General features: G+C 50.8%; 9 protein-coding genes. 8 read left to right on the forward strand and 1 reads right to left on the reverse strand.

What is annotated here, in order from left to right; translation table 11 throughout:
• The first annotated feature begins 71 nt into the window (after positions 1-71).
• From tgtA to argB, 8 genes are read left to right on the forward strand one after another with little or no spacing between them, the layout of a single operon-like run.
• On the forward strand, positions 72-2,012 hold the full coding sequence (gene tgtA, locus C7452_RS08350; protein ID WP_115892805.1) for a tRNA guanosine(15) transglycosylase TgtA: 1,941 nt from the start codon (positions 72-74) through the stop codon (positions 2,010-2,012).
• Positions 2,013-2,366 (forward strand): nascent polypeptide-associated complex protein, encoded by a 354-nt coding sequence (locus C7452_RS08355; protein ID WP_010875816.1) that lies wholly within the window; start codon positions 2,013-2,015, stop codon positions 2,364-2,366. It begins immediately after the preceding gene.
• On the forward strand, positions 2,366-3,097 hold the full coding sequence (locus C7452_RS08360) for a metallophosphoesterase family protein (RefSeq protein WP_115892806.1): 732 nt from the start codon (positions 2,366-2,368) through the stop codon (positions 3,095-3,097). Before C7452_RS08355 ends, C7452_RS08360 begins: the two co-directional genes overlap by 1 nt.
• A 22-nt stretch (positions 3,098-3,119) precedes the next feature.
• On the forward strand, positions 3,120-4,145 hold the full coding sequence (locus tag C7452_RS08365) for an NYN domain-containing protein (RefSeq protein WP_115892807.1): 1,026 nt from the start codon (positions 3,120-3,122) through the stop codon (positions 4,143-4,145).
• On the forward strand, positions 4,145-5,350 hold the full coding sequence (locus tag C7452_RS08370; protein ID WP_115892808.1) for a hypothetical protein: 1,206 nt from the start codon (positions 4,145-4,147) through the stop codon (positions 5,348-5,350). The genes C7452_RS08365 and C7452_RS08370 overlap by 1 nt, the downstream gene beginning before the upstream one ends.
• Before the next feature lie 49 nt (positions 5,351-5,399).
• Positions 5,400-5,687: a class I SAM-dependent methyltransferase gene (locus C7452_RS08375; protein WP_010875820.1), complete on the forward strand. Its 288-nt coding sequence runs from the start codon at positions 5,400-5,402 to the stop codon at positions 5,685-5,687.
• Between the two features lie 45 nt (positions 5,688-5,732).
• Positions 5,733-6,932 (forward strand): bifunctional ornithine acetyltransferase/N-acetylglutamate synthase, encoded by a 1,200-nt coding sequence (gene argJ / locus C7452_RS08380; protein ID WP_211305666.1) that lies wholly within the window; start codon positions 5,733-5,735, stop codon positions 6,930-6,932.
• Positions 6,933-6,950: 18 nt separating this feature from the next.
• Positions 6,951-7,832 (forward strand): acetylglutamate kinase, encoded by an 882-nt coding sequence (argB, locus tag C7452_RS08385; protein WP_010875822.1) that lies wholly within the window; start codon positions 6,951-6,953, stop codon positions 7,830-7,832.
• Positions 7,833-7,924: 92 nt separating this feature from the next.
• Here the strand turns inward: argB and C7452_RS08390 are convergent.
• Positions 7,925-8,203: isocitrate/isopropylmalate family dehydrogenase (locus tag C7452_RS08390; RefSeq protein ID WP_245942905.1), on the reverse strand; the 279-nt coding region annotated here is incomplete at its 5' end.

Here is an 8,203-nt window from a genome sequence, read left to right on the forward strand (position 1 = left end):
ATCAGTATAATTCTGCTTGATTCACTGATCAGCAGGTGAACACCCTGCTAATGACTTTATGGGAGGATTTCATGTTTGAAATAAAATCAAAGGACGGCCTCGGAAGGACGGGGATCCTTAAAACAGGGCATGGGACCGTAAGGACACCAGCGCTCATGCCTGTAATACATCCAGGTAAACAGACCATCGATGTTAAGGGCCCCGGAGCCGAGATTGTGATAACGAATGCATACATAATCTACAGAAACCCTGAACTGAGGGAGAAGGCTCTCAGTGATGGAGTTCACAGACTGATAGACTTCGACGGACCCATAATGACGGATTCAGGTTCATTTCAGCTATCAGAGTACGGGGACATTGAGGTCGAGAACCCTGAGATAATACGTTTCCAGGATGAGATAGGCACAGACATAGGCACATCACTGGACATACCAACACCACCGGGTGTTAGCCACAGGAGGGCCCTCGAGGAAGTTGAGGTCACCCTTGAGAGGGCCAGGGAGTCCATTGAGTACAGGGAGAGAATGATGCTCAATGCCGTTGTACAGGGTTCAACACACCCTGACCTGAGGAGGTACTGCGCATCACGCCTGGCCGAGCTACCGGTGGAGCTCCACCCCATCGGTGCTGTGGTGCCTCTCATGGAGTCCTACCGCTACAGGGAACTCGTCGACGCCGTACTTTCATCGGTATCTGAGCTCCCACCCTCAAGGCCAAGGCACCTCATGGGGGCCGGCCACCCAATGCTATTCGCCCTGGCAGTTTCAATGGGCTGCGACCTCTTTGATTCAGCGGCCTACATACTCTACGCAGAGGATGACCGCCTCCTCAGCACTGAGGGAACATACAAACTTGAGAACCTCCAGGAGATGCCATGTTCCTGCAGTGTCTGCACGGATTACACACCATCAGAGCTCATGGGGATGGACAGGGAGGAGCGGAGGAACCTGATAGCGGAACACAACCTGCATGTGAGCTTCGCAGAGATAAGGAAGGTCCGCCAGGCAATCCACGACGGAAACCTCATGGAACTGGTCGAAGAGCGCTGCAGGGCACACCCCCGCCTCCTTGAGGGGTACAGGCGCATGTCAGAGTACCTTGATCTCATTGAAAAATTTGAGCCCAGGTCCAAGAGGTCGGCCTTCTTCTACACAGGCCCAGAGTCACTGGGGCGCGTGGAGGTCCACAGACACCTTAAAAGGGTTAAGGAGCACCTCGGGGAAAGATTAGCCCTCGTGGCCCCATCAAGGAGGCCCTACTCATCCAGCCTCCCCGCCAGGATCGGGGGTTTCAGTTCACTGAGACCCCAGAGTGGGGGACCATGGAGGGTCGTGGTGGTGGACCTCCCCTTCGGTATAATCCCCCTGGAACTTGACCAGGTATACCCCCTGGCCCAGAGCGATGCCCCGGGTATAATGGACCTTGACGGGGAGGAGTTCCTTAGGGGCCTTGTCAGGGACCTCATGGATGGAGATGCAATAGTGGACGATGCCCTCTGCAGCGAACTTGGAATTGAACTCCCCTACAAGTACATGGGTGAAGTTGAAACCACCGTTGATGACCTGGACCGTGTGAGGATGGTGGCAGACTACCAGTTCGGTATGGGCGCTGGTGAACTCCTCTTCACCGATGATGTGAGGATTGAGAGGAGCCGCAACACGGGTAAGATAAGGCACATATATGCAGGGGATGAGCTCATCTGCACCATGAGGGCATCAGATGGTCTCCTGGTCCTCGGGGCAGAGGGGGCGGTCAGGCTCCACCAGGGAACAGACTACCCTGCCTGCAGGGTGGCAGTAAATGAGGAGTCTGAACCCTTTGCAAGGAAGGGTAAAAGTGTTTTTGCAAAGTTTATAATAGACTGCGACAATAATATAAGGGCCAACGATGAAGTTTTAATTGTTAATGCTGATGATGAACTTCTGGCCACAGGCAAGGCACTCCTCTGTGCTGAGGAGATGATGGACCTTAACCATGGCCAGGCAGTTAAAACCAGGAAAGGAGGATTTTAATTGATACCGGGTATGGGAATGAACCCCAAGCAGCTGAAACAGATGCAGAGGGCCATGAAGCAGATGGGAATGGATATGAAGGATCTTCGTGGCGTTGAAGAGGTTGTTATCAAACTCAAGAGGAAGGAGATCATAATAAAAAACCCCAAGGTCAATGTAATGGAGTTCATGGGACAGAAGACATACCAGGTGACTGGTAAGGCCCGTGAGAGGTCCCTTGAAGCTGAAATGGAGATACCCGAGGATGACATCGAACTGGTCATGAACCAGACCGGTGCAAGCAGGGAGGACGCCACAAGGGCCCTCCAGGAGACAGGGGGGGACCTTGCAGAGGCAATTATGAGGCTGAGCTGATGGTACTGATAGCCCATATCTCGGACCTCCATGTGGGCGCACCCAACTTCAAGGAGGACATACTCCTTGAGGCCATAAGACAGATCAACAAACTCAACCCCGATGCAACTGTCATAACTGGGGATCTCACAGATAACGGCTACTACCTTGAATTCCTTCAGGCAGCAGAGTACCTCAGCGACCTTAAGGGACCCCACATATTTGTACCAGGAAACCATGATGCCAGGCACGTGGGCAATGAGACCTTCGAGGATGTCTTCAGGTACCGCAGGGGAACCTTTGTGATGGACGGTCTCACCATTATAGGACTGGACAGCAGTGAACCCGACCTCGATTACGGGAAGATAGGGAGGTCCCAGCAGATCTGGATGGAGGATGAACTTGACAGGGCGTCCTCGAGGGGGCACATCAGGGTCATAGCTCTGCATCACCACATAATCCCTGTGCCCAAGACGGGACGTGAGAGGAACGTCCTTGCAGATGCAGGTGACATACTCCAGTCAATAATCAGTAAGGGCGCCGACCTGGTCATATCGGGCCACAAGCATGTCCCCCACGTCTGGAGGCTGGAGAACACCTTCTTTGTAACTGCCGGGACGGTCTCATCCCTTAAACTGAGGGGTAAAGATATTAACTCATATAATACATATTACATTGATGAGGATTCCATGAGAATAGTTCTCAATCAGGTGCAGGGAGAGAGCATTGAACTGGCATCCTGCAGCCTGTAAAATATCAGCTAAAGGTGGTTACTTGAGGGTAATTATAGATGCATCGAACGTGGCCCATTCAAGGAAGAACGATGAGGAGAAGCCATGCATAGATAACATACTGTCAGCGGCAGAGGAACTTGAGAAACTTGGCTACGAACCTGTTATAATCGCCGATGCATCCCTGCGACATGAGATAGATGATAAGGAGCAGTTCAGGAAGCTCCTGGAGGAGGGTAAATTCCAGCAGGTCCCCTCAGGTACCAGTGCCGATCACTTCATACTGAAGATGGCTGAGGAGGAGGATGCCAAGATACTCTCAAATGATGTTTTCAGGGACTACAAGGACGAATTCCAGGATATAAACAGCAGGAGAATACCCTACACCTTCAGGGAGGATAAGATTCTAATAGGGACCTCCGGGAAACCAAAGAAGGTCAAGAATATACTTCAGAAGATATGCAATGAGGCCCTCAGGGAATTTGAGAGGAAGAGGATCGACGCATATAAGGTTAAAAGGGGCAAGAAACTCAGCGGTATAGCCATAGCAAAGGAGGCAATAGACAGAATAAGCAGGAGCCAGGAGGAGGGTCTCGAACCCAGACTTGAGGGCATATTCATGAAGCTACCCCTCTTCGAAAGGTTCATGAGCATGGTTGAGGAGGTTGAGAGGACCAGCAACTACATAATATTCGTCCTTGTTCATCCAAAGGATTACCGTGATGCTGTGAAGTACGCCGGGAACATCGCAGTCACCGTCGGCGACAGGCTGAAACTGGAACACGCCCCCCTGGTGGCTGTCAGGAATGATCTCTTCCTCAAACCAGGCACCTTTGAGCTCAACATAATGTACTCGGAGGATGTCATGGAGGAGGCCCCCTACAATGTTAACATAACCATAAATGATCATGATTACAGGTTCGTTAAGAAGAACTCAAGGAACATAGCGAGCACCCTCGCGGCAAGGATAGGTTCATGGAGATTCCCCATAGTGTCTGTTAAACCAAGCATGCTCCTTGAGAAGCCAGGGGAGTTTGAGGTAGTCCTGGAGAAGGGAGGCAATGATTGATGGTCATGGATTATCTGCTGCGGAAGATACTGGGTTTCTTCCTGGGATACAGGGTCCTCAGCATAGGGACCAGGTACATGCCCACCAACAGTACAGAGCGTGAATACGTGGAAATGCTTAACTACACCAGAACAATGCTCATAGAGATTGAAAGGGCCCATATAAATACCAGCAACATATTCGATAACCTCACAAGGGAGCTGGGGACAGAGAACATACCGGGAAACAGGAAGTTCATTGAAATCAAACCCGCTGATGAGGAGGTCGACGAATACGCCCTCCTGAGTAACATAATAATGGGAAGTGACCGCTACCTCTACATTGAGATATTCAACGGCGGCCGGATAGTTGATGAATTTGTGGATATCATCGAGAATGAAAATGGAAAGATAATCGAGAAGAGCTCAAGTGAGGTGCTTGCCAGGTTCCTCTCCAAGAATGACGCCATAAGGGTTGCTATAAAAATCATAGGCGCTGGAAGCAGGAGAGGGATAAATGTGAGGGCCGCGGCGGGCATGACGGGCGCTGCAGCCATCGAAAGGGCCATAAACCTCAACAGGGAGATAGGGGAGGTCCCGGGTGTCGGGTTCACAAAGCTTGGAGGGGAATTTGCCATAATATTTACAGGTGAATTTGAAACCCCCACCGGAGCGCCTTCCTACCGTGACAACTACCTCTTCACCGACATGATCGACTCCACAGCATTCATAGAGAGGTATGGCCGTGACAGCCTCGTTGAGATAATGAATGACATAAAGGCCTACATGGAGAACGACTGCAAGGGGAAGATTGAGGGTTACCGTGAGGGTGGAGACGACCTCATAGCCAACTTCCCAACCAAGGACATGGCCCTCCGGGCAGGTATAGATTCTGCATGGCATGCAATGGATAACGGCGCAAATATAAGGGTCGGGATAGGCCGCACAAGGAGGGAGGCCGGTGAGAGGGCCCAGCTGGCAGATAAGATAATGCTCTGGAACCCCACATCCATCATGGTATTCGATGTTGCAGATGGCCTCTACGGGTACTTCATACCCTCACCCTTCACAAGGTCAGTCATAGATTTCTTCATGAACAGGAAGTCTGTGGCCTTCCTCGTGTTTATCTTTGTCTTCGTTGCAACCTTCCTCGGGTGGAACATGGGTCACTGGGAGTTTGGCATCGTCGCAATCCTGCTTGCTGTTATCTATGGCGCCACGGCATGAAAAGAAATCTATTTAAGGATAATTCAAGATAATATTAAGGGGAATTGAAATGAGACCTGAAACCGAGGCTAAAATCATTGTTAGCTTCCTGATTTCCCTTATAGCCTTTGGGTGCGGGTCAGGCCTGGGCATTGCAATCGGTCTTTCCGGCGGAGACATCACATCTGTTGATATTAATAATACATCGTCCACTGATAATGTCCAGCTGACCCCCAGCAGCACCAACCACCTTCCCCTTAACGGTATAAAGGAGCAGGGAAGGGAGGTAGCTGAGAACGGCAATGGGGAAGTCAACGTTGTTAACAACCAGGGGTCCTCCAACAACACCACCTACTGATGGGAGACGACCCCAGCGAACTTTTTTTACGGGAGAGTGTATACAATGGAACTGAGATTTATAAGGGGTGGTGTCTGCGCTGTTGACGGAGTCCTCGCTGCCGGCTGCCGTGAGGGCAAATATGGTGTTGGACTGATCATCAACAGGGGTTCAACCGCAGCCGCGGTCTTCACCTCAAACAGGGTTCGAGCAGAACCAGTTAAACTCACAGAGCGCGTAATTGCAGATGGAAGTATATCAGCCATCGTGGCAAACAGCGGGAACGCCAACTGCTTCACAGGCAGGGAAGGAATGGATGACGCCAGGAGGATGGCCAGAAAAGTGGCAGAGTCCCTCTCCATGGATGAAAGTGAGGTTGCAGTGGCTTCAACAGGCGTTATAGGAAGAAGGATGCCCATTGATAAAATAGAGTTCCTCATCCAGAGTGCTGCAGCTCAACTGGAAAACTCAGAGGCGGCATCGGGGGCTCTTGCAGAGGCGATAATGACCACCGACACCTTCCCCAAGGAGGTGGCAGTTGAGTTTGAACTTGAAACAGGCGAAAAGGCGCGTATAGGTGCTGTTGCCAAGGGCTCCGGGATGATAGCCCCCAACATGGCCACAATGCTCTCATTCATAACAACCGATGTCGATGCATCGTCTTCTGAACTGACGGAGGCCCTCAGGGTGGCAGTTGATGAGAGCTTCAACATGCTCATAGTGGATGGTGATGAGAGCACCAATGACATGGTCATAATATCCTCAACCAGGACCTCAGGAAGGATAGATTCAAACTTCAGGGAGGCTCTCGTTGCTGTGTGCAGGGAACTCGCCCGTATGATGGCCCGGGACGGTGAGGGGGCCACCAAGTCCTTCCAGGTGGATGTTGTAAATGCAGGGACACATGAGGATGCAAAAATGGCTGCAAGGGCCATAGCAGGTTCATCCCTTGTTAAAACAGCCATATTTGGAGCCGACCCCAACTGGGGGCGTATAGTTGCAGCTGCAGGCTACTCTGGAGCAGAGTTTGACCCTGAGGAGATAAGCGTCACCCTTGAGTCTGATTCAGAATCCGTGGTAATAGTTGACCATGGTGATATCCTGGCATTTGAGGGTACAGAGGAACTTGAAACTGCTGAGAGGGTCATGACCAGCAAGGAGATAAGGATAATCGTTGACCTGGCTGCTGGAGATGAATCAGCCACTGCCTATGGCTGCGACCTCACCTATGATTATGTAAGGATAAATGCAGAGTATACCACATGACTGGCTGAAGGTGTTTTTATGAAAACAGTTAACATCCTCGTTGAGGCACTGCCCTACATAAAGAAGTTTCACAGAAAGAAGATCATGATCAAGTATGGTGGCCATGCCATGATAGACGAGGCCGCCATGGACTCGACCGCCCGGGATACGGTCCTGCTCAAGTATGTGGGTATGGAACCCGTCGTGGTCCATGGAGGAGGACCCGAAATTTCCCGTGCAATGAACAAGATGGGTAAGGAGCCGAAGTTCATTGAGGGCCTCAGGGTGACTGATGAGGAGACCATGGAGATAGTGAAGATGGTCCTCGTTGGTAAGATAAACACCAGCATAGTCTCAAAGATATGCTACCATGGCGGGAGGGCCATAGGATTATCAGGTAAGGACAGCAACCTCCTCCTTGCAAGGAAGAGGGCGCCCCACGTTGTGAGGGACGATGAGACCGGTGAGAGGAGGGAGATAGACCTGGGCCTTGTGGGTGAGATAGAGTCCGTTGACCCCGGCATAATCAACATGCTAACAGATAACAATTACATACCCGTTATATCACCCATAGGGGTTGACAGGGATGCAAATACACTTAACCTCAACGCAGATACCGTTGCTGGTGAGGTTGCAGCGGGTATAGGGGCTGAAAAACTCATAGTACTGACAGACGTCCCGGGGATACTCGAGGACCCTTCAGACCCTGATACCCTCATAAGGCGGATAAGTGTTGACGAGCTCAGTGACCTTGTAAAGAGCGGCATAGTGGAGGGTGGCATGCTCCCCAAGACCCTCACCTGCATACAGGCAATCAATGATGGGGTGTCCTCTGCCCACATAATCGATGGAAGGGTTGAGCACTCACTGCTCCTTGAAATCTTCACAAAGAAGGGAATAGGGACCATGATAACAGAGTGAATGCCTGTTATACTGTTTCAGTGAATGGAGTAGTTAGCAGAGTTAATTGTTTTATGTCGCGGTGCTGATAGAAGCTGGCTCTTGACCTGAAACTACTCCCCTTTTACTATTTCCTCTTTTATGGCCTCTGCCATCTCCATGGTACTGGCAGTACCCCCAAGGTCCGGTGTCATGATACCCCTCATGAGGGTTTTTTGGAGTGCTTTTTCTATTTTTTGGGCTTCTTGTTTTTTGTTGAGGTGTTTTAGCATTAGTGTGGTTGTTAGTATCATGGCTGTGGGGTTGGCTATGTTTTTTCCTGCGATTTGGGGTGCTGATCCGTGTACTGGTTCGAATAGTGCGTTTTTTTCTCCTATGTTTGCTGATGGTGC

Source organism: Methanothermobacter defluvii (assembly GCF_003385755.1).
Taxonomy (GTDB): domain Archaea; phylum Methanobacteriota; class Methanobacteria; order Methanobacteriales; family Methanothermobacteraceae; genus Methanothermobacter; species Methanothermobacter thermautotrophicus.